This window comes from Jeotgalibacillus alimentarius, assembly GCF_000829445.1.
In the GTDB taxonomy this organism is placed as follows: domain Bacteria; phylum Bacillota; class Bacilli; order Bacillales; family Jeotgalibacillaceae; genus Jeotgalibacillus; species Jeotgalibacillus alimentarius.
In genome coordinates this window covers 318,073-337,913 of sequence record NZ_JXRQ01000015.1, presented here as the reverse complement: position 1 = coordinate 337,913, position 19,841 = coordinate 318,073, and the positions used below count along the sequence as shown (strand labels likewise).

24 protein-coding genes and 1 pseudogene are annotated in these 19,841 nt (G+C 40.4%); 9 read left to right on the top strand and 16 right to left on the bottom strand.

All coding sequences use genetic code 11. The features are described from left to right. The first annotated feature begins 112 nt into the window (after positions 1-112). Positions 113-481 carry a hypothetical protein gene (locus tag KP77_RS05650; protein ID WP_152614676.1) on the top strand — a complete coding sequence of 123 codons (369 nt, stop codon included), beginning with the start codon at positions 113-115 and terminating at the stop codon, positions 479-481. 24 nt (positions 482-505) lie between these two features. Continuing rightward, a complete protein-coding gene (locus KP77_RS17810) occupies positions 506-1,024 on the top strand; it encodes a DinB family protein (protein ID WP_041121706.1) in 519 nt (172 codons plus the stop codon). Positions 1,025-1,336: 312 nt separating this feature from the next. On the opposite strand, the gene KP77_RS17525 is transcribed toward KP77_RS17810, so the two are convergent. The 7 genes and pseudogenes from KP77_RS17525 to KP77_RS05605 all read right to left on the bottom strand — a co-directional run bounded on the left by KP77_RS17525 (position 1,337) and on the right by KP77_RS05605 (position 4,607). Continuing rightward, on the bottom strand, positions 1,337-1,777 hold the full coding sequence (locus tag KP77_RS17525) for a hypothetical protein (RefSeq protein WP_052473987.1): 441 nt from the start codon (positions 1,775-1,777) through the stop codon (positions 1,337-1,339). A gap of 30 nt (positions 1,778-1,807) precedes the next feature. Beyond that, entirely contained in the window at positions 1,808-2,182 is a 375-nt protein-coding gene (locus KP77_RS05630; RefSeq protein WP_041121704.1) for a VOC family protein, read from the bottom strand. 447 nt (positions 2,183-2,629) lie between these two features. Then, on the bottom strand, positions 2,630-3,067 hold the full coding sequence (locus KP77_RS05625) for a helix-turn-helix domain-containing protein (RefSeq protein WP_041121703.1): 438 nt from the start codon (positions 3,065-3,067) through the stop codon (positions 2,630-2,632). Between the two features lie 14 nt (positions 3,068-3,081). Beyond that, positions 3,082-3,348 (bottom strand): DUF6932 family protein, encoded by a 267-nt coding sequence (locus KP77_RS18625; RefSeq protein WP_052473986.1) that lies wholly within the window; start codon positions 3,346-3,348, stop codon positions 3,082-3,084. 182 nt (positions 3,349-3,530) lie between these two features. Beyond that, a pseudogene (locus KP77_RS05615) lies at positions 3,531-3,722 on the bottom strand (glutamine amidotransferase); the annotation flags it as partial. A gap of 192 nt (positions 3,723-3,914) precedes the next feature. Then, complete coding sequence (locus KP77_RS05610) at positions 3,915-4,199, bottom strand: hypothetical protein (RefSeq protein WP_041121701.1); 285 nt, start codon at positions 4,197-4,199, stop codon at positions 3,915-3,917. 36 nt (positions 4,200-4,235) lie between these two features. Then, positions 4,236-4,607, bottom strand: a complete 372-nt coding sequence (locus tag KP77_RS05605) for a hypothetical protein (protein ID WP_041121700.1) — start codon at positions 4,605-4,607, stop codon at positions 4,236-4,238. A 337-nt stretch (positions 4,608-4,944) separates the two neighbouring features. Here KP77_RS05605 and KP77_RS05600 point away from each other — a divergent pair, with 337 nt between their 5' ends. After that, positions 4,945-5,283 (top strand): PadR family transcriptional regulator, encoded by a 339-nt coding sequence (locus tag KP77_RS05600; RefSeq protein WP_041121699.1) that lies wholly within the window; start codon positions 4,945-4,947, stop codon positions 5,281-5,283. A gap of 1 nt (position 5,284) precedes the next feature. Continuing rightward, on the top strand, positions 5,285-5,809 hold the full coding sequence (locus KP77_RS05595; RefSeq protein WP_041121698.1) for a DUF2812 domain-containing protein: 525 nt from the start codon (positions 5,285-5,287) through the stop codon (positions 5,807-5,809). A gap of 121 nt (positions 5,810-5,930) precedes the next feature. On the opposite strand, the gene KP77_RS05590 is transcribed toward KP77_RS05595, so the two are convergent. Next, a complete protein-coding gene (locus tag KP77_RS05590) occupies positions 5,931-6,191 on the bottom strand; it encodes a hypothetical protein (RefSeq protein WP_041121697.1) in 261 nt (86 codons plus the stop codon). Between the two features lie 366 nt (positions 6,192-6,557). Here KP77_RS05590 and KP77_RS05585 point away from each other — a divergent pair, with 366 nt between their 5' ends. Then, positions 6,558-8,066 (top strand): BCCT family transporter, encoded by a 1,509-nt coding sequence (locus KP77_RS05585; RefSeq protein ID WP_041121696.1) that lies wholly within the window; start codon positions 6,558-6,560, stop codon positions 8,064-8,066. 388 nt (positions 8,067-8,454) lie between these two features. On the opposite strand, the gene KP77_RS05580 is transcribed toward KP77_RS05585, so the two are convergent. Beyond that, positions 8,455-9,042, bottom strand: a complete 588-nt coding sequence (locus KP77_RS05580) for a hypothetical protein (protein ID WP_041121695.1) — start codon at positions 9,040-9,042, stop codon at positions 8,455-8,457. A gap of 275 nt (positions 9,043-9,317) precedes the next feature. On the opposite strand from KP77_RS05580, the gene KP77_RS05575 reads away from it, so the two are divergent. Next, entirely contained in the window at positions 9,318-9,872 is a 555-nt protein-coding gene (locus tag KP77_RS05575; protein WP_041121694.1) for a hypothetical protein, read from the top strand. Positions 9,873-9,913: 41 nt separating this feature from the next. On the opposite strand, the gene KP77_RS05570 is transcribed toward KP77_RS05575, so the two are convergent. Both KP77_RS05570 and KP77_RS05565 read right to left on the bottom strand, forming a co-directional pair. Further along, entirely contained in the window at positions 9,914-11,143 is a 1,230-nt protein-coding gene (locus tag KP77_RS05570; RefSeq protein ID WP_041121693.1) for a DUF418 domain-containing protein, read from the bottom strand. Positions 11,144-11,241: 98 nt separating this feature from the next. Further along, the gene (locus KP77_RS05565) at positions 11,242-12,033 is read right to left on the bottom strand and encodes a phosphotransferase (protein ID WP_041121692.1); all 792 of its coding nucleotides are present in this window, start codon (positions 12,031-12,033) and stop codon (positions 11,242-11,244) included. A gap of 160 nt (positions 12,034-12,193) precedes the next feature. Here KP77_RS05565 and nagZ point away from each other — a divergent pair, with 160 nt between their 5' ends. Next, positions 12,194-13,477, top strand: coding sequence for a beta-N-acetylhexosaminidase (gene nagZ / locus KP77_RS05560; protein ID WP_200889050.1), 1,284 nt, complete (start codon positions 12,194-12,196; stop codon positions 13,475-13,477). A gap of 396 nt (positions 13,478-13,873) precedes the next feature. On the opposite strand, the gene KP77_RS05555 is transcribed toward nagZ, so the two are convergent. Beyond that, positions 13,874-14,731, bottom strand: coding sequence for a DegV family protein (locus KP77_RS05555; protein WP_041121691.1), 858 nt, complete (start codon positions 14,729-14,731; stop codon positions 13,874-13,876). Between the two features lie 60 nt (positions 14,732-14,791). After that, positions 14,792-14,974 (bottom strand): hypothetical protein, encoded by a 183-nt coding sequence (locus KP77_RS05550; RefSeq protein WP_041121690.1) that lies wholly within the window; start codon positions 14,972-14,974, stop codon positions 14,792-14,794. A 224-nt stretch (positions 14,975-15,198) separates the two neighbouring features. Between KP77_RS05550 and KP77_RS05545 the strand changes: the two genes are divergently transcribed. Continuing rightward, entirely contained in the window at positions 15,199-16,161 is a 963-nt protein-coding gene (locus KP77_RS05545) for a TRM11 family SAM-dependent methyltransferase (RefSeq protein WP_041121895.1), read from the top strand. 88 nt (positions 16,162-16,249) lie between these two features. Here the strand turns inward: KP77_RS05545 and KP77_RS05540 are convergent, their stop codons facing one another. Next, positions 16,250-17,305, bottom strand: coding sequence for a PQQ-dependent sugar dehydrogenase (locus KP77_RS05540; RefSeq protein ID WP_041121689.1), 1,056 nt, complete (start codon positions 17,303-17,305; stop codon positions 16,250-16,252). Between the two features lie 165 nt (positions 17,306-17,470). Beyond that, positions 17,471-18,529, bottom strand: coding sequence for a bifunctional transcriptional activator/DNA repair enzyme AdaA (locus KP77_RS05535; protein WP_041121688.1), 1,059 nt, complete (start codon positions 18,527-18,529; stop codon positions 17,471-17,473). Positions 18,530-18,768: 239 nt separating this feature from the next. On the opposite strand from KP77_RS05535, the gene KP77_RS05530 reads away from it, so the two are divergent. Continuing rightward, positions 18,769-19,542, top strand: a complete 774-nt coding sequence (locus tag KP77_RS05530; protein ID WP_041121687.1) for an alpha/beta hydrolase — start codon at positions 18,769-18,771, stop codon at positions 19,540-19,542. A gap of 121 nt (positions 19,543-19,663) precedes the next feature. On the opposite strand, the gene KP77_RS18365 is transcribed toward KP77_RS05530, so the two are convergent. Next, entirely contained in the window at positions 19,664-19,804 is a 141-nt protein-coding gene (locus KP77_RS18365; RefSeq protein ID WP_235420673.1) for a DUF6143 family protein, read from the bottom strand. Between the last annotated feature and the right edge of the window lie 37 nt (positions 19,805-19,841).

The following is a 19,841-nucleotide window of genomic DNA, read 5'->3' as shown; positions in this document are numbered from 1 at the left end:
CTATATTCTACACTAGAAAGACCATATAATGGATGCAAACAGGAATAATATGGTCTTCACTTTTAATCTTTACCTGAAATATTATGCTTTCGTAAATAATAAGGAGGGCTAAATGATGATGGGAAAAGGACTCGGGTTCATCGTGCTTCCTGTTTTCGCTGTACTTATGTTAATCGGTTGTTCAGGTGATCAAAGCAACGATAGTCAGATTGATTCCGACCAATACCTTGAAGCAAAAGAAACTGCCTGGGCTTTTGTGAAAGAGCAGGGCTGGGATGATACTGCTGAAGAAGACTGGAGAAGTGCTGAAGTAACCGAAGTCGTTGCCAGTCAAGGGTATACATTACTTGAAGATCATTATGTGGGAAAAGAAGTATTGAGTATTACATTTCAGGATCAAGCAAATGTTGTTGCCGGCACACCCATAATATTAGTAGATGGTGATACGTATGAAGTGATTGGGTATATACCAGGGGAGTAGAGTTATCATGAAAGGATAAGTAACTTGTTAATAAGACCAAACATAGAGGAATACGGCAAACCATTTGAGCCATATATCAATCGCGTACCTGATGGAAACCTAATCGATATATTGAAATCTAATGGACAAAAAACAGTAGCGTATTTCAAATCTCTCCCTGCTTCTGATTGGCAAAAACGATATGCGCCTGATAAGTGGAATGTCAAGGAAGTACTTGGCCATATGATTGATAATGAGATGAATATGCTCTATCGAATTTTCAGAATTACGAGAGGCTTTGAAGATTCACTGCCATTTTTTGAACGGGAGAAAGCTGTTCAGCATTTTGATTATGATTCGATTCCTGTGGAACAATTGATTGAGTATTTCAGAGATACGCGGCAGCTGATGATTACCACCAGTGATCAGGTAAAGGATGAGAACTGGCTGAACCAGGGGCGGCTGGGTGACTATGTGTTTTCAGCACGGGCACTGGCATATGTATCTGCCGGGCACGAATTGCATCATCTGCATGAACTGAAGACGAAATATTTCACATCTTAAAAACTTATACTAAAAAGCAGGTACACTCATCGCATGATTTAGCTTAGAGTGGATCTGCTTGAATTATCTTATGTGACTGGTTTAAAACTCTCAACCGGCCAGTGTTAAGGCTTTGAAACTGCATAACAATCCCCCTTTTTAGTATTAATGTCTTAGCTTCTTTGACAAATAATATTGCTGATTTCCTTCGTTCTTCTTTATTCAATCCCTGATCTATTTTCATTGTTCCCCACGAAATTAATAATCAATATCTTGATACGGCAACTTGTAGCACCTTATCATTCACTGACTACTATAGGGCACGGAGTCATTTTAATTATTCCCATACAAAAATCCTGGTACAACAAAGAATCTTTTTTGAGGTTTCAAACTAATGACCTCTTCTATTTCCTCACCATTCTGCTGCCATTTGATGATATAGCTGGCTTCAGTATTCTCTAGTGGTTGGGAAGATAAAGATGGCAGTTCAGAAATACTCGTACTGTTTTTTTGTGATTCCGTTAAAGAAAGTTCAGTCTTTGTATCGTTTAATGTGAATGAAAGTTCTTCAATTTCTGGCTGTCCTTTCCCATCCCATCTCAAGTTTCCCTGCCAGATGTCTTTATTAGATTTCATTGGGACATATTCAGCTGACCAATTGCCGTCGGTACTTTTGCTTTTTAATATGGGTGGTTGGTTATATGAATATATCATCCATCCTGCTAAACCTATAATCAATATTGAAGTAATTGCTATACTTTTTTTAAGCCTCATTTTAACAACTCACCGCCCGGGCTCATTACTCTACCAATGCGACTGAAGCTTATTACCATTCGGATCGTAGAAGTTGAAATAAGCATGTCCCTGATCCTCTTGTATGTCCTCCACCTTTACATCATGATCAATAAGATGCTGATGAAACGCTTTCAACTCAGGAACTGCAAACCCCAAGCTAAAAGCAGCCTTATGATCTACTGTAAAATGTGCAAACGTGTTATCGTCAGCAGGAACCAATGTAATCAGGAAAGGACCATCATTCATCTTAAAAATCGCAAATGGATCCTCAGTAATGGTCAATAATTCGAGGCCCAGTACTTCTTTGTACCAGCTTGCAGACTGCTCCAGATCTCTGACAGGAATTCTGACGTAATGCAGATGTTCAATGAATGATTTACTCAATGCTAATCTCTCCTTAATATAGGTAATCTCATAATCAGGTTCTTTAAAAAATCACCTCTCCAAATCATCTGAGCATGACCTGTGAGGTGATATTGTTTTATTAATGTTCTTTCTATTTTTTACGAAAGCTTTCCCCTATTGAAATTCCGCAAATATGTATCCTGTACTAACATGAAATACGAATTGTAAAATGGCAATTAACACAAGCATAACTAAACCAAACATTAATAATAGAGGTTTTTTAATTACTCCCAACATGATCCTTCCTTTATTCTAAAATCCATAGAATTATTTTCATTTTATAGAATATTTTAGTTTATTTCAAACTGTATTTATTTTTTATAAAATTGGCTTGAATCGATAAAATAGGTCAGTAGTTTTTCCATTAATTTTCACCATCTATAAAAAAAGACTCTGATCAATTAAACCTGATCAGAGCCCTTTCTTCTACGCCAGCAACAAATTCTCTGACTGAATCTCGGTTTTAGCAATCATTTTCATCGCTTCCATCACTTGTTGAAGCCTTTCCAGTGTAGCTCCATAGTATTCATTCCGCTCATCTCTTGAAACTTGTGAAGCGGATACCCCTAATCGATCCGCAAGTTCCTGTTGACTCAAGCCAAGATAGATACGATAGGCAATTAAAGATTTACCCAGGTTATAAAAGTTGATAATCGGTTCAAACTCTCCTCTTTTGATCCGTTCATAATAGATGACTTCTTCTCTCAATTGTTCATGGAAAGTGATCGCAGGTTGCAGCGCTTTATCCACCTGCTCATTTGTCAGTTCCATGTCTGCCAGCACTTTCCTTTGTTTTTGAATAAAGTCTTTATCTTCCTGAAGTTTTTCTAATGCCTTTTTGTATGCTGATTCAGTTTTAATCATACTGTCCACCACCTTTAATCTATGATTTTTACAATCCCTTTTGGAAGAAAAGAATCCCTTGTCTTTCTGAAAGCAGCAGGAAATTGCTGCTGATGTCCGTATTCATCTAAAATACCTGAAGGCTGTCCAAAATGTGGGTATAATTCAACTCGATATTTATGCCACATAGGTAATTGCTTTTTAGTAAAGCCCTGATATGACTTGCGGCTACTGCTGTCCCATGTCCAAATTTTATAAGGATCCAGTGCATTTAATTTTCTTTCCAGCTCCCCTGACGTCAATTCTGTTAACTTAACATATTTGTTAATTTATCTTACCAGATATCCCTGATAAGATGTAGCGTGATAGAAACTTGTTTTAAGCACAACATGTAGTCCTGAAAAAAGCTTTTAAGACATAAACTCCCCTGATCAGTGAATGCCAATCAGAGGAGTGTATATTTCAATTGAGCTTTTCACTTACTTCATCTACTGACCGAATTCATTAACTGAAAAAAGTATTCCGGTTTATGAGTTTTATTCAGGTTATACCATGACTGTAATGTATCTGCTGTAAATACATCTATTTTTTTCAGTACTTCCGCGGCAAATTCCAGAGGCGCTATTCCTGATGCAGTAATTAAATTCGCATCACATACTGCAGATCCCAACTCATGGAGAAAACCCCGGAGAAAATCTCCATGTCCTCGACAAATTTATGAATATTTACACCATAATTATCTATTCGGATATTCTTCTATAGAGTGCTTTAAACGCTAACTTTTTAATTATTCTTATGCAACTGACTTAAATAGTCAGAAATAGGTTCTGGACAGTGAACTATTACCAGCCTCCTCTTTTCTTGCATGTTATAAGAGCTCAATTGCTCCGTAAGGAATGAAATCTGCAATGAAGAGAATAAACGAAATCACAGTAATGCCTATTCCTATCCAAAAATATTTCCTCCAACATTGTATGACTACTCCCAGAAGGAACACTACGCCAGGGATAAGCCAGAGTGGAAAAATAATATTAGGCGTTTCAGGTCCATATTCACCAATAAAGCCAGTTGCAAACCAATAAGACACAGGGAGAATGAAAAGACCTGCTAAAGGAAGATAGACAAAACGCAGAAGTGTGATTGTTAATTTCAAAAAAATCCCCTTTTCACAAAGTAGATTAAGCATCCGTTAATTTAATAAATCGTAAACTTTTTCTACTGAATTTTTTGAAAGGCTATAAATGGTATGAGTATCATTTACATTCATAATTGTTCCTTGTTCTTCCTTTATCCAAAGGTAATAAGATTCTTCACCAATTTGAACTTGGTATTCCGGGTCAGCTATATCAACGATTCCTGGTTCTTTTTTGGCGTTATTGAATACTTTAATAAATATATTAACGTCTTTCGAGTCTGTATAAGAAGTCAATGAGTCCTCTTTGATAATCGAGAAGCTTTCCATTTCATAAACGTCAATTTTTTCAATATCTGCAGATGAGCATCCAGTAGCGAATAATATAGAAAAAACAACAAGCGAAATGAATATAGTTATCTTTTTCACCGAATTCCCCCCTTAATGAAAAAATCAATAACCTAAAGCAATATCCTCAACTTTCATTCAAACACCTCGTATGTATATTTGTTCATCCGATATCTCTATACCAATTATTTCAAATAAGCACCAGAGACACAATCTATTATTCAGAATTTTTCATTTTATATGTCCTTATCACTTTTATGAACCCTCAATGAAGATAGTCAAATGATTAGCAATCACTAACTTCAGTCTGAATTATTTTCCCGAACCACCCTTGCATTTATTATCAAATTCATTTATTATATCGTCATACGATATATCGCCACACGATATATAATTGGAATGTCAGGAGTGATCAATCATGAAAAGTACTGAGGCCTCTTCATTCTTACCTCTTACCCATACAACCTTTTATACACTGATTGCCCTTGAACACCCTTTGCATGGCTATGGCATTATGCAGAAAGTGGAGCAGGTGAGTGCAGGAGATGTCAAGATTGGGCCGGGGACGCTGTATAGTGCGCTAAATAAGCTTGAAAAACAAAAGCTGATTAAAAAAGTGGATGGAGATACAGGAGACAGAAGAAAACTTTATACGTTGACCGGACTTGGACAGGAAGTGATTAGGCTTGAATACCGGCGGCTGACTCATCTTGTACAAGTAGGTGAGGATGTTATTAAAAGACTGGAGGAGAAATAAAATGGAGAAAAAAGTCACCAGGATTTTCTGGGCCTGGCAGGATGAAGAGGAAGAAATCTGGCTGAGAAAGATGTCAAATGAAGGATGGAAGTTAAAAAGCTATAAATCGTTTCGTTATACATTCGAACAGATCACACCTGAAGATGCCATTTACCGGCTGGATTATAAATCTACTACGAATGAAGACTTGGATGAATACATCGCGATCTATGAGGATGCCGGATGGGAACACGTCGCACAATTTTCAGGCTGGCATTATTTCAGATCTGCTGAAAACAATTCAGCTGCCCCGGACATCTATTCTGATCAGGCGTCTAAGATCCAAAAATATAGCGGGTTATTAACCACACTTTATATCTCAATGGTCGCGCTGCTACTTCTCTCAATCACTGTATTTATCAATGACAGTGAATCAGTGTTTTTTACCGCTCTCAAATGGATGTATGTCATTGTGATTGCCATTATGGCCATTGCTGTTGTAAAAGTAGTTTTAAAAATAAGAAGGCTTAAGGATCAGACTTTATAAGCGTGGATTAGAAAAACTCCCTGTCCTCGACACATTTATGTGTATTTATATTAGTGTTCGGGACAGAGAGGTTTTTAGATCATAAGGTCTTAAAATGAATTGATGTTGCAAATCTGATACTCTAACCCCAATCAAGATAAGCAGCAGTATAAAGGAGGATTAAAAAAATAACCGGTATGAAAGTAATAACTAATCCAATCAATTTATTTGCTAGTGTCAATTGTAAAATCAAACCTACAACCCAAATAACCATCAGCATAAATATTCTAATGTTATTAGTGGAACCTTCTCCAATACCGCTAAGACCGTAACCAATTAAAGTGTTAATCCCTACAAATAAGCCTGTAATAACATTAATCACGATTAGCATAATTTTATTCATGATCTTGTCTCCTTCCCTACAAAATCTTCCTGATCTAATTGAAAAACTCCCTGTCCTAGACACACTTTCGAATGTTCAGAATCGTTTTCAGGACAGGGAGGAATTCAATGAACAACTACTACAAATTAATTGAAATTCATAAGTTATATAAAATCATTCATTTTACACTTTAAAATATAAAATAATATCGGACATTCAAAATCGTTCTAAGAGAATGTATATCTTATTTTGGTATATAGATATGTCCTTTGGGTATAGTTTATATAGGATTTGCAACTGGTCATTAGGGTATGTAATAGTATCATTGGTCTATAACCATGATATTGTGCCAATCATGGCTATAGAAATTTAATAAGAGGTGAATTTATGAGAAGTGTTTCAACAGTTTTTTGGTATGGATTAGGCGTGTGTCTGATTGTTGTATTATGGGGTGTACTCGCACCGGTGAATCTTCAAACAATAACAGCAGAAGTAACAGGATTTTTATCTAATTGGTTTGGATGGTATTACTTATTAATTGTTATGATCATGCTGATTTTTTGTGTGTATTTAATATTTTCACGGTTTGGAAATATTAAATTAGGGAAGTCTGATGATCAGCCTGAATTTAAGCTTTCTACATGGTTTGCGATGCTTTTTAGTGCGGGGATGGGGATGGGACTTGTGTTCTGGACTACAGCTGAACCGATCTCTCACGCTTTTACTTCAAGTCCGATTTCTGAAGAAGGCAGCAGTCAGGCAATCAAAGAAGCGCTTCAATTTTCGTTTTTCCACTGGGGTGTTCACGCATGGGCTGTCTATGCGATCGTCGCGCTTGTACTTGCTTATTTCAAGTTTCACAAAGGATATCCCGGACTGATCAGTGCCACGCTCATACCTGTCTTTGGAGAAAAAAGAATGAACGGTATGCCCGGAACGATTATTGATACGCTTGCAGTTGTAGCAACAGTTGTCGGCGTCGCTGCAACACTTGGGTTTGGATCCGCTCAAATCAATGAGGGACTGGCATTTTTATTTAATACACCAAGTAATTTTACAGTTCAATTAATCATTTTAGCGATTTCTACAGCTCTATTTATTTTCTCAGCATGGTCTGGTGTCAGTAGAGGAATCAAATATCTTAGTAACATAAACATGTTTCTTGGGTTTTTATTAATGATCATTTTATTGATTGTCGGTCCAACGTTATACATATTCAATATGTTTACAGATTCTCTTGGAGGTTATATTGCAAACTTTTTTGATATGAGCTTAAGAGTTGCACCTCTTAATGAAGAAAATCAATCCTGGATTAAAGCCTGGACGATATTCTACTGGGCCTGGTGGATTTCCTGGTCACCGTTTGTTGGTATTTTCATTGCCAGAATTTCAAAAGGCCGTACTGTGAAAGAGTTCATGCTTGGTGTTTTATTTGTACCTGCAATCGTTTGCTTTATCTTTTTCTCAGTGTTTGGTGTCTCAGCAATCAATCTGGAACAGCTTGGAATCGAAAAGATTTCGTCATTCCCAATTGAAACGGCTACATTTGCAACACTGCAGCATTATCCACTTGGCACACTCATGTCATTACTGACAATCGTGGTAATTGCAATCTTTTTCATTACATCAGCGGATTCTGCTACATTTGTACTCGGGATGTTATCTACATCCGGCTCCATGAATCCGGAAGGCCCTGTTAAGATTCTCTGGGGACTTTCACTTTCTTCAATGGCTGCTATTATTGTCTACTTTGGCGGCACACAAGGTCTGCAGAATGTATTGATTATTGCAGCGTTTCCATTTTCAGTTGTCATATTATTAATGGGATATTCCTTCTTCCGGTCCGCTAATCAGGAGGTCGGCAGAAGAAAGAAAAAGATAGATAAAAGTATGTAATAAAAACAGAATGCTCAGCTATCATGAGCATCCTGTTTTTTATAAATTGATGTTGTAAAAAATGATTTGAGCGGTTGCAATCAACCCTAAAAAAATGACGTTGAAAAACTCCCTGTCCTAGAAACACTTATGAATATTTACTACAAATCAATTAAAATTCAGGAGTCTTATAGAATCATTGGTTTTATACTTCTGAATATACATTTGTAGTGAATGTTCAAAATCGTTTTCAGGACAGGGAGAAATTTTTTTATTAGAAAACTTACCTCTCCTATACACACTTATGAATATCTACTACAAATCAATTAAAATTCAGAAGTCATATATAGGTATTCGGTTTATGCATCTAAATATACATTTAAAATCGTTTACAGGACAGGTAAGTATTTTAGTATTTCGGTACCTCCAATGATTCAACCATCTTCACCAGATCCTCCTCAGTCAAACGATTATTCTGCTCTTCATTTTCATGAATCACGTCCATGGAATAATGATATCCAGTCTCTTCATCCAGCCAGTTGATCATTTGTGAAAAACCATAATCTATGTAGGCAGCTGTTGAACCATCTGATAATGTAAGCTGTTGGACGTCAGATTCGTTCGCATATTCAACATCTATTCCACCAGGTTCGACCAGCAGATACATATGAATATTGTTTCCATAGAAGAATTGTTCAATCGCAAGCTCGTCTTCAGCCAATTGCGTTGTATCAATTGAATTGGACGCAGATTCATTCTTTTCAGCTGATTCTTTCAATTGATTGGCATCTTTTACACGAACCTCCACCTGACCATGAACTTTTTCTACTTTGAATGGCAGGTATGCAGGCACTTTGAGCTTACTCTTTACGGAATTTGGTATGGCATTCGAAAGTTCGGGTGGCATTTCTGAGAAGCTTTTTGCAGGTTGGTTCATTTGATGGTTTTCCTGTGAACCAGCCTGAATGTTATTCGCTATAAAATACCCTGCAGTCATTAAGATCACTACTGCTGCAATCGTGATGAAGTATTTTGATTTAATTGATAACCCCTCCTCTATTTGATCGGTAGTAAGTCATAACATCATATTGCTTCCATTTAACTCTTGGAGTAGGAACCCTGTATCTATATGGTACAGAAATTCTCATTTTCTTTCTATACGCACATGTTATTTTTTTCTAATTATAGTCCAGTTCTCACATGATGCTGATCAACCCTTTGAAACTAATACTTTCCAATTTCGTCAAATTCATAAAGGGAGGAGGGATTCTATTGAAAAAGCTGAGTTTAATTTCAGCCTTGATGTTTTTACTAGTGGGCTTATCCGGTTGCCAACAAAACAATCAGGTTGATTATGAAACGGAAGCTGAAGTCATCGACGGAGACTTTATCTATCGGCTTTCTACAGAAAAAGCAGCATACGGTAATGACGAACCAGTAACCATATATGCTGAATTAGAGTATACAGATGATCAGGAAGAGATTGAAATTACGCATGCAGCTTCTCCGTTCTCTTTTCCAATGGTTGAGAAGACGAGGAATTACGAAATCGAGTACTTTATGCATGAACCCTTGGTGTTTACAACACTAACGAGAGGAGAGCCGCTCCGTGAAGAATATAGTGGTGGCCAAATCACTTACAATTACAATGATGAAGAGGAATATAAAGCATTTCTGGAGCAGTTTACGGATCAGAAGTTTCCGGAGGGACATTATGTCGTGACTGGTATTGCAGATTTTAATGTCCCGGATAACGAAGGCCCGGGTGAAGATATAGAGTATAATATAAGAGCAGAGATTGAATTTAGTGTTCATGATCGCAATTGAAAAAGGCCTTATTCTATGGAATAAGGCCCCTCTATCTCTATTCACGCCGCCTTCGAATGCTTCTTTTCACCCGAATACGTCCACTTTCTCCACACGAACTCCATCGGCCCCTGTTTGTATCGCTTCAGCAGCATGTGACTCAACACAACCTGCACACTGTAGATCGCGATCGCAATCAGTACGCCCTGGCTTTTTGATACCTGACCGAATAACCCAAAGCCGTAGCCGTTAAAAATGATCACTGCGATGATTGACTGCATTAAGTAATTCGTCAATGCCATCCGGCCAACTGAGGCAAATGGCATCAGCATCTTTTCAACAGATGATTTTCTTGTAACTAAGACAATTGCAGCCACATAGAACAGCATGAGGAGTGGTCCGCCAAGAGCATTCAGGCCTTCAGCAAGCGGTATTGTTAAATAAGGCGCCCAGTCAAATACATTGTAGCCAATCGCTACAGACAGCCCTACAAGAGGCGCACCAACAAGGAGGCCAAGCCACATTACCTTTTTCCAGCGCTTAATATTGTGCTCGATCTCCGTAAACATACCTGTTTTCCCCAGATACAGGCCGATCAGAAATAACGGTAAAATTGTCGGCACTAAAAACAGCACCTGTAATAAAATCAAAACGACTTCATTTGTAAAACGGAAAGCCAGAATCTCTCCAAAGCTCCCGTTCGCCATCACTGAAGCGGCAAGATCAGCAGAGCTATTCAGGTTTTCAAGCGTCTCCATTTCACCGCTGACCATCATATTCATCCCGACACTGCTCATTAGCATCAGTGCGGTCATCATAAAAGCACCTAAAGCAAACAGTGAGATCACCCAGATCTTAATTGTTTTGGAAGACCGCTCAATAAATAACGGAAGCAAAAACCCTGTAATCGCATATGTATGTAAGATATCCCCCGACCAGATAAATATCAGATGGACAAGTCCAATCAGCAGTAGAAATACCAGACGGCGCATAAACATTTTCTTTGCCGGTAATCCCCGCTTCATCAGACGGCTGTAAAAAATATAAAACCCCAGACCAAACAGCATCGAAAACATCGGATAAAACTTTCCATCCACAAAAAACGCAGTCATGAGTGTCAGCGCAGCGTTCATTCCGCCATCCGGCAAGCTCGCCCCCTCTATCATATCCCTGACTTCTGTAAAAACAGGTGTTTTAAACGCAATCATATTCGCAATCAAAATCCCAAACAGCGCAAATCCACGTATAATATCCAGTGTGTGGATCCGTTCTTTCAGTGAAACTGAGCTCATTATGCCATCCTCCAATTTTTTCATTCTTCATCTATCTTAAATCAACGATCCTAGTTAGACAATCAGAATTTGGAAATTCCAATTCACCGGGCAGCCCCTCAGATCCATTCCTTCCCATGCTCACGAATGAATTCAATATCCCTTTGATAGTGTTCAAAATGTCCTACTTCAATCATTTTTTGAAAAGCAATATCCCCCTCAGCGGCTTTTCTTTTCATGTAATGACACAATCCTTCAAGTCGCAGCAAAACCATATCCAGATATCCTTTCTCCATGCCAGCAATCCCGTAGGATTCAAAAAACAACGCCACTCTCCGCTTTATGCGTTCTGCATCACGCATTGAGTTGTAATTCACCTGATCACCTTTTTCAGAGAAGAAATGTCTGCTTAACGGTACGCAGGTATAGAGCGTATAGGCGATGTCCCAGAGTCTTGGACCAGGCGCAGCAACGTCAAAGTCTATAATTCCAACTGGCATTTTCTCATTAAAAATGATGTTATAAATCGCAAAATCATTGTGACAGATCACTTCGATAGGATCGGGTGTCAGATCCATTGGTGTCCACCCGATCATGTCAGGAAAATCACTCACAGCATCATGATATTGACGCAGCAGCTTCGCAATTCCTGTCAACGCTTCATCTGACCACATATATGCTTTTAGCGGATAATTTCCGGCTTCTCCTTCTATAAAAGACAATACTTCTCTATTCTTTTCATCAATCCCTAAGAATTCCGGTGCGTATTCAAATCTTTTCTCACTTAGATGCTGCAATAACCTGTGAACCTGGTCGCTGCCAGGCTTTAGTTCTCTCCGGACAGTATTTCCCACGCGGGTTACGTGAGAGAGGTTGCCTCCGGTTAGTTTTTCTTCGTGCTGATCAGACATTCAGTGCTTTCCCCCTCCTATATCGACTAAAATCTCCTTCATTCGTATTATAAACTTCTTTTAACTGGGTATATGTATAGATACGATTTATTATTTTTACATTTTTCTGAAGCTGAATTCTAAAAAGAAAAGTGCTTCACAGTTATTGGGAGGAAATATCATGTTAAAGCGTCTATCAATCATGTTATTCATCGCTATACTTGCTTGGGTATCAGCTTACTTTTTTATTCATACCGACAGAGAAACTCAGGGCCAGCAGGCTGATTCATCGTCCGGGCAGATGGATGAAGACAAAGATTCAATTCCTGAGAATGCTGACGAGGCCTTAAATTCTCAGGAGGCGGCAGTCATTGAAGACATCGCTGCAATTGATCAGATGTCTCTGGATGAAAAAATCGGACAGATGATTTTCAGCGGGGTCAACGGAACACAAATGACTGATGAAACAACTGGTGTGATTAAGCAGTATCATGTTGGCGGGATTATCCTGTTTGGTAATAACGTTGATAATACAGCGCAGACCGTCAGTTTTTTGAACGGGATGAAAGAAGCAAATGCTGATAACCCCTATCCTCTTTTACTGGGTGTGGATGAAGAAGGCGGAAGTGTAACCCGAATGCCTGATGAGATCCGAAGTCTGCCAGCCAGCCTCTCAATTGGAAGGATAAATGATCCTGAGCTGTCCTACAAAGTTGGAACGATTCTCGGGCAGCAAATGAAGGCACTTGGCTTCAATCTGACCTTTGCCCCTGTACTGGATGTGAACAGCAATCCGAATAACCCTGTTATCGGCAACCGCTCATTTGGCAGCAATCCGGATATTGTCTCACAGCTTGGCATCCATACGATGAAAGGCATTGAGGATGAAGGGGTGATTTCTGTGATCAAGCATTTCCCCGGTCATGGTGACACAAGCGAAGATTCGCATCTGTCACTCCCGCTGGTCGATAAAAGCTATGATGAACTCGCATCACTTGAGCTGATTCCATTTAAAACAGCAATCTCTGAAAATGCTGATGTAACCATGGTTGCACATATCCTTCTGCCAGAGATTGATAGCGAGTACCCTGCATCTATGTCCAAAGCAGTGATCACAGATATCCTTCGTGAGGATCTGAATTTTAACGGGGTGGTCATTACTGATGACTTAACAATGGGTGCGATCACAAACAATTACAGTGTGGAGGAGGCAGCTGTTCAAACTGTAAAAGCCGGCGGTGATCTGCTGCTTGTCGCTCATAACCCTGAGCTCATTCCAACTGTAGTCAATCGGTTGAAAGCAGCTGTTGAAAACGGTGAGATTACTGAAGAGAGAATCAATGAGAGTGTCGAACGTATTATTGAACTGAAATCTGCTTATGGACTGTCAAATGAACCAATAGAGATGATTGATGTTGAACCGATTAACGATGCAGTGGAGAGTGTGAGGGAGCGGGTACCGTAATAATCCTATTGATAAAGCGATGACATTCCTGAACTGTATCTCAGTGGCTAGACACATTTAATAATTGAGGTGCAGTTCAGGTGCCTGCCTTTGTTTCTTTGGAATTAAGGGATAAAGTACTCCCTCTGTATTGAGTGATCAAAATCAATATAGATAAGTAGTTTGTTAAGAATACGCGTAATGTCATTTCTTCTTTTTATAAAAACCGGCACCCATAACAGCTATAAAAATTACAAATATGGCTACGATAATACTGATATCCATATTTTCCCCTCCAGAAAGAATTTTCCTTTGATCATAACCACGATTTATAGAGTGTTAAGTTTCACCATCTAGCCAAAAACTTGGAGTTAGTAATTATTAAAAGGGTCTATACGAAATCATTCTTGTCTTAAATTAAGTATATTTCTCCAACCCCGCAACCCCAAATCCCCCAGGTCCCGAATGAGTCGAAATCATTCCCCCAGCCTGAATCCATCTCACGTTCTGAAACCCATTCTCCTTCGCAACCTCATCCATCCGCTGCTTGATCCCTTCATCAAGACCAATTGAATAAATAAGATATAGCTGCTCCCGATCAATATCGAATTCTTTTAAGTAATCACTAAAAAGCTTCTCAGTCGCCCCGCTCATTTTCCCGCGGTATTTCTTTGTAGAGATGAGCTTTCCATCCTTTAATTCTATGCAAGGCTTGATTTTCAGCAGTGCGCCTATCAGGGAAGCCATGTTGCTGACGCGGCCTCCTGCTTTTAGGAATTCGAGGCTGCCTGGGATGAAGGCGAGTTTTGATTTTGGGACGACTGCTTCTATTTTTTCGATTAAGGTTGCTGGTTCGATGTCAGGTTCTTTTTCGAGACAGTCAGCGGCATATAAGACAACTGCTGCTAATCCTCCTGTTACGTTTAGCGCGTCGATCAGGTGGAGGTCTTCGAATTCTTCTGCAGCGATGACTGCGTTTTGAAAGGATGAGGATGCCTGTGATGTATAGCCGATATGTACGATGGTGCTGTCAGGGTACTGTTCTTTGATTGATGTGAAAAACTCCTGGTACTCGTGAATGTTCGTGGCAGTGGTGGAGGGTATTTTCTTCGTGCGGTCATAGTAGTCATAGATGTCCTTAACTGGTAAAGTGCCGTCCAGATAATCTTTTTCGTCCATAATGATGTGCATGGGAACGACTTGCAGGTTGTATTTTTCAACTAGATCCTTCGGCAGATCGGCGCCGCTTTCGGTTGATAGGATGATGTTACGCATGTGAACTCCCCCTTGGTTGTTTGTAGCGTTTACTTTATTCATACGTCATTCATACATATGTTATTGCGCTTTATTTTTACGATGATTTCCCATAAAAAGTAGAACAATAGCAATTAACCCAAATAAGAAAATAAAAAATGCAGATATTTTTAATGACCAGAGTTCTCTTCTGAATACTTCATAGCCCATAAGAGATGTAATGGTGATGAGAGCGATTAGGATTAATTTTTGTTTAATGCTCATGTGACAGCTCCTTTTAACAAACGTGTTTCCAGTATTATACTTCAACTATACAGGAGATTGTGGGATTAGTGATGTGACAAATATAATTTTATGAAAGAAAAAGAATCTCAAATGTTAGAGTAGCTGAAATACTGACCTTATCAACTTTTTCCTGGTTAATCATTCAAACAACTCCTGCTATACTGAATACATACAATAAGTGATTAAGAAAGTTGGATATTCTGTTGAATCAACGTATACAAAAAAGCCAGTACATCTACACCTATGCCTATAACAGTGAAGACGCACCGCTTTGTCATATGGAAATGCGTGCACTTTTCGACACACATACACAAGGGAAAATTCTTAAAACTGACGTCGACTTCGACCCAGGCAGAAGCCCGTTTATAAAAGAGCACATTGAGGTGCTCTTTGAAGGCAATGACCTTCAGGACCTTTACAGCCAATTACACCTGATCAATCTCCAGGATGAGACGTTTAAAGTTCTCTTTGTGAAGATCAATGACCAAACCGGTCCAGACAAAGTGGAATATGATGAAAAAAGACAAATCGAACGTGATACCGGGATGCACATTACCGGACAGCTCGACATGCGTGACCCGGACATCATATTCGGCCTGGTCCCATATGAGGGTCGCTGGTATCTCGGGATTTACAAGAAAGCCGAATCCGTCTGGCTGAAGCATGTCAAAAAACCACGTGAATACTCAACCGCTCTCAGCACCCGCACAGCGCGGGCCATTGCCAATATCGCTGTCCCGGAACCGGCAGGTAAAAAAGCGATTGATCCATGCTGCGGCATTGGCACTGTCCTGGTCGAAGCACTGTCAATGGGTATCAACATCGATGGCCGGGACATCAACCCGCTAGTCGTACAGGGCTCCCGTGAAAACATTCAACATTTTGGTCTCACAGGTAACGTCACACTCGGCGCCATCGCTGACGTTCAGGAACATTACGATGCCACAATCATCGACCTGCCTTATAACCTCTACACCAATGCAACACCCGAAGATCAGCTCGTCATTCTTAAACATGCACGTCACTTTACCAAAAAACTCGTGGTGGTTACCATCGAAAACATCGATCATATGATCACCCAGGCAGGCTTCACCGTCAAAGATCGCTGCATTGCTAAAAAAGGAAAAGCCTCTGCGTTTTCAAGAGAGATACTTGTTTGTGAATAATCAAAGGGTCAGTCACCCGGTAAGGATTATACCTTACCGAGTGACTGACCCTTTACATCGTAACTTTATAAACGAATGGACTTAAATTTCATTCTCCATTAAGCGAAACCCTATACAACTTATCATCATTCTCCTCAGGGTTTCCTCTCCCATCAGTATTATTACTAACGAAGTAAAGCGTATCTCCTTCGATGAAGAGGTTACGGATTCTGCCAAAACCCGATACGAGCGTTTGCTGTTCGTTCGTTTCAAGGTCAAATTCCAGGATAGCCGTTCCTCTTAAAGCTGCGACATATAACTTTCCTTCATAATAGCCTATACCAGACGGTGCCCAGGTCGCATCATCTCCGGAAGTAAACAGCGGTGAAATCATGTCATCCTGTTCTTCATTTCCTTCAATGACAGGCCAGCCATAGTTCTGTCCGGCTTCTATGATGTTGATTTCATCGTTTGCGCTATTTCCGTGCTCACTTGCATACATCGTGCCATCAGGTGACCAGGTCATGCCCTGGGGGTTCCGGTGGCCGTAGCTGTACACATATGAGTCTGCTATTGGGTTATCATCCGGGATAGAGCCATCAAGGTTCAGTCTCAGAATTTTACCGCCAAGTGAATCGAGTTCCTGCGCGATGTCAGCGTCAGAAGCATCTCCTGTCGCTGCGTACAGTTTATCATCCGGACCGATTTTCAGCCTGCCGCCGTGATGGACGTTACCGCTTGGAATCTGATCAAGCAGGACATCTTCTTCCTTCCAGACATCATCCTCTAACTGAAGTGTGACGATACGATTGAATCGTCCATCCTCTCCCTCATACGTATAGTAGGCAAAAGCCGTATTCGATTCCTGAAAGTCAGGGGTAAGCACAAATCCAAGCAACCCTGCTTCTGAAGCAGTTGAGATTTCTTCTTCCAGCTCTACGCTCTGCCGCTCTGTCTGCCCTTCTTCAACTTTTACAATACTGCCGGTTCTTTCAGTGACATACATCGTCTCATTCAGCTGATCAATGGACCATGGGATCTCAAGGTTTTCTGCGATGACTTCTATATCCTGTTCAGGCACAGACCCTTCTTTAACCTGATCGTTTAATGAGCAGCCTGCGATGAATAGGAGTGCAGTCAATGAGGTAATTAAGGTGTTTTTCAATTGATGTGAGTCCCCCTTTTTAGTCAATTTTGCCGAAGTTTCTCTGTCTAAACGTTTATCAATCCATACCCCTTCCACCTGCACAATAACTTACAGGACGTTTCCACCCACAACAAAAAGAAGCTAAAGCACAACCGCACTTTACCTTCTTTGAATAAATCATATTCATTTACTCTCACAGACACTTTTACTCTCCAGCTCTAACAGCCATTTCTTCCTGACAGTGCCTCCGCCATATCCGCCGGTTGAGCCGTCACTGAGGATGACCCGGTGGCAGGGAATCACGAGTGCGAGCTGATTGGCACCGTTGGCTCTTGCAACTGCGCGTACAGCAGTGGGCTGCCCGATATCGCGTGCAACATCAGTATAAGACCTTGTTTCGCCTGAAGGGATTTCCTTCAGCTTGTCCCACACCTTCAGCTGAAAAGGTGTGCCGATCAGCCTGACTGGTGTGTGAAATTCCGTCAGTTCCCCTTTAAAATAAAGGTCCAGCTCTCTTTCAATGGATTCAATGGGTCCCGTTTTACCCGGTATGATCGCTGAACGAGTTTTTCTTCTGAGTACTTCAACTTCTTTCTCAAGACCGCGTCGATCCACGAACTCCAGAAGAAATAATGCAGCTTCATCTGCAATGGCAATCATGGGCCCGACTCTCGTATCGATCCAGAATGCTTTCAGACTATGATCTTCCTGAATGGATGCAGGCGCATCTCTCATAATTTTTGAAAATGCATCTCTGAAACCGCTGCCCGATTCATAGCCTGAAGACAGCTGGGCGTCAATGACCGGCTTGCCGGATCTGATTTCCTTCATCGCAAGTCCCATTCTTCTCGCACGGGCATACTGTACAAACGTCATGCCGAAGCGTTTTTTAAATTGGCGGCGCGCTGTTGACTCATCAACTGCCAGCTCCTTGAAGTCCTGCTCCCTCCACTTTTTCTCCGGGTTTTCCTCCACAGCCTGAACCAATATCTGCACAAGCTCAGACACCTGGTTCGGATGAGAAAGCGGCGTACATCTTTTACATGGACGGAATGAAGCCAGCAGCGCCTCTTCTGCTGTATGGTAAAACTCACAGTTCTCAAACTTCGGCTTCCTCGCAGGACAAGTCGGCCGGCAAAAAATGCCTGTACTCTTAACCCCAACAAAGAATAAGCCTTCATAAGCTGAATCTTTCTCAAGTAACGCCTCATAGAATTCTTTTTTCCTGTCGTCAGTCACCATCTGAACACCTCATTCTGTTCGTATTGTTATCTCTATTATAATAAGAATCTATACGTTTGCCGCCGGAAATCAGGCATTGATTTTATTAAGCTTGTAACAGATTTACATAAGTAAGCGATGGTCGCCTTTTAATTCCTAGTTGACAGATAGGAATTAATGTTGTTAAATACCACTAATAGTAAGTGAGACGAAATTCATTTTAAAATCAGTAGAAGTTCAAATTCTGGAAGGAGCATTCGATGAAGGAAGCATACCCAGTCATCCCAGGTGCAGAAGCGTTTTACTATGAAGGCAGTGAGATTGGTATACTGCTGTGTCACGGATTTATCGGAACGCCCCAGAGCGTGAAGTACATAGGTGAAGCTTTTGCCAGAGAAGGATATACTGTCTCAGCGCCAAGGCTTACTGGCCACGGCACGCACGATCAGGATCTTGCCAACTGTTTGTTTTCTGAGTGGTATCTAACCCTTGAAAAAGCTTATCTTGAATTGAAAGAGCGATGTACAACCATTTATGTAATCGGTCAATCGATGGGCGGTACACTGACGCTGAACCTTGCAAGCCATTACAGGGATATTGACGGCGTATTACTGATCAATCCTGCGATGCATATTCCGGCGATTGCTTCCTATCAGAACCTTTCACCGGCTGAGTATATACAGGAAGGGACACCCGATATTAAAAATCCGGATGCTGCAGAAATCACTTATACAAAAGTACCTGCGCATGCTTATCATCAATTGTTCGACGGTATGGAAATGGTGAAGAAAAGACTGTCGTTCGTCCACTGCCCCATCACATGCTTCCAATCCACAACCGATCATGTCGTACCGCCTGAAAACACTGATTACATCCTTCAGGCTGTTCAGTCAGAACTGAGATCCAAGCATGTATTAACGAACTCTTATCATGTAGCTTCGATGGATTATGATAACGAAAAAATCATCAGTGAATCCCTTCAGTTCATTGAGCAGCTAACTGCTTCAATTCATTTGAAAAAGGTCAGCCTATAATGTGGCTGACCTTTTTTCAAACCAGCCGAACGCAACTTCCGCCTGGATCATTTCATTATTTTGTGAAACCAGAAAGACAATATATGATCCACCCGGCGGAAAGATAAATTGACGGATTAATCTATCCGCCCCACCTATTCTTCCCTTTACCCAGACGCATATGCTCCGTCTGTCCGACAAAGTACCTTCCCTGTATTGATTGATACAGCGGGTTAGGGATGTTCACCACTTTTTTCAGATGATTCTCATGAAACGATGACATGACATTCGTCTCCTTATGCGAAAATACTTCTTCTATT

What these genes read in the sequence shown, in the direction of transcription:
- KP77_RS05650 (WP_152614676.1), top strand. Translation starts at nt 113, where the DNA reads ATGATGATGGGAAAAGGACTCGGGTTCATCGTGCTTCCTGTTTTCGCT.
- KP77_RS17525 (WP_052473987.1), bottom strand. Translation starts at nt 1,777, where the DNA reads ATGAGGCTTAAAAAAAGTATAGCAATTACTTCAATATTGATTATAGGT.
- KP77_RS05625 (WP_041121703.1), bottom strand. Translation starts at nt 3,067, where the DNA reads ATGATTAAAACTGAATCAGCATACAAAAAGGCATTAGAAAAACTTCAG.
- KP77_RS05600 (WP_041121699.1), top strand. Translation starts at nt 4,945, where the DNA reads ATGAAAAGTACTGAGGCCTCTTCATTCTTACCTCTTACCCATACAACC.
- KP77_RS05595 (WP_041121698.1), top strand. Translation starts at nt 5,285, where the DNA reads ATGGAGAAAAAAGTCACCAGGATTTTCTGGGCCTGGCAGGATGAAGAG.
- KP77_RS05590 (WP_041121697.1), bottom strand. Translation starts at nt 6,191, where the DNA reads ATGAATAAAATTATGCTAATCGTGATTAATGTTATTACAGGCTTATTT.
- KP77_RS05585 (WP_041121696.1), top strand. Translation starts at nt 6,558, where the DNA reads ATGAGAAGTGTTTCAACAGTTTTTTGGTATGGATTAGGCGTGTGTCTG.
- KP77_RS05580 (WP_041121695.1), bottom strand. Translation starts at nt 9,042, where the DNA reads ATGACTGCAGGGTATTTTATAGCGAATAACATTCAGGCTGGTTCACAG.
- KP77_RS05570 (WP_041121693.1), bottom strand. Translation starts at nt 11,143, where the DNA reads ATGAGCTCAGTTTCACTGAAAGAACGGATCCACACACTGGATATTATA.
- KP77_RS05565 (WP_041121692.1), bottom strand. Translation starts at nt 12,033, where the DNA reads ATGTCTGATCAGCACGAAGAAAAACTAACCGGAGGCAACCTCTCTCAC.
- nagZ (WP_200889050.1), top strand. Translation starts at nt 12,194, where the DNA reads ATGTTAAAGCGTCTATCAATCATGTTATTCATCGCTATACTTGCTTGG.
- KP77_RS05555 (WP_041121691.1), bottom strand. Translation starts at nt 14,731, where the DNA reads ATGCGTAACATCATCCTATCAACCGAAAGCGGCGCCGATCTGCCGAAG.
- KP77_RS05550 (WP_041121690.1), bottom strand. Translation starts at nt 14,974, where the DNA reads ATGAGCATTAAACAAAAATTAATCCTAATCGCTCTCATCACCATTACA.
- KP77_RS05535 (WP_041121688.1), bottom strand. Translation starts at nt 18,529, where the DNA reads ATGGTGACTGACGACAGGAAAAAAGAATTCTATGAGGCGTTACTTGAG.
- KP77_RS05530 (WP_041121687.1), top strand. Translation starts at nt 18,769, where the DNA reads ATGAAGGAAGCATACCCAGTCATCCCAGGTGCAGAAGCGTTTTACTAT.
- KP77_RS18365 (WP_235420673.1), bottom strand. Translation starts at nt 19,804, where the DNA reads ATGTCATCGTTTCATGAGAATCATCTGAAAAAAGTGGTGAACATCCCT.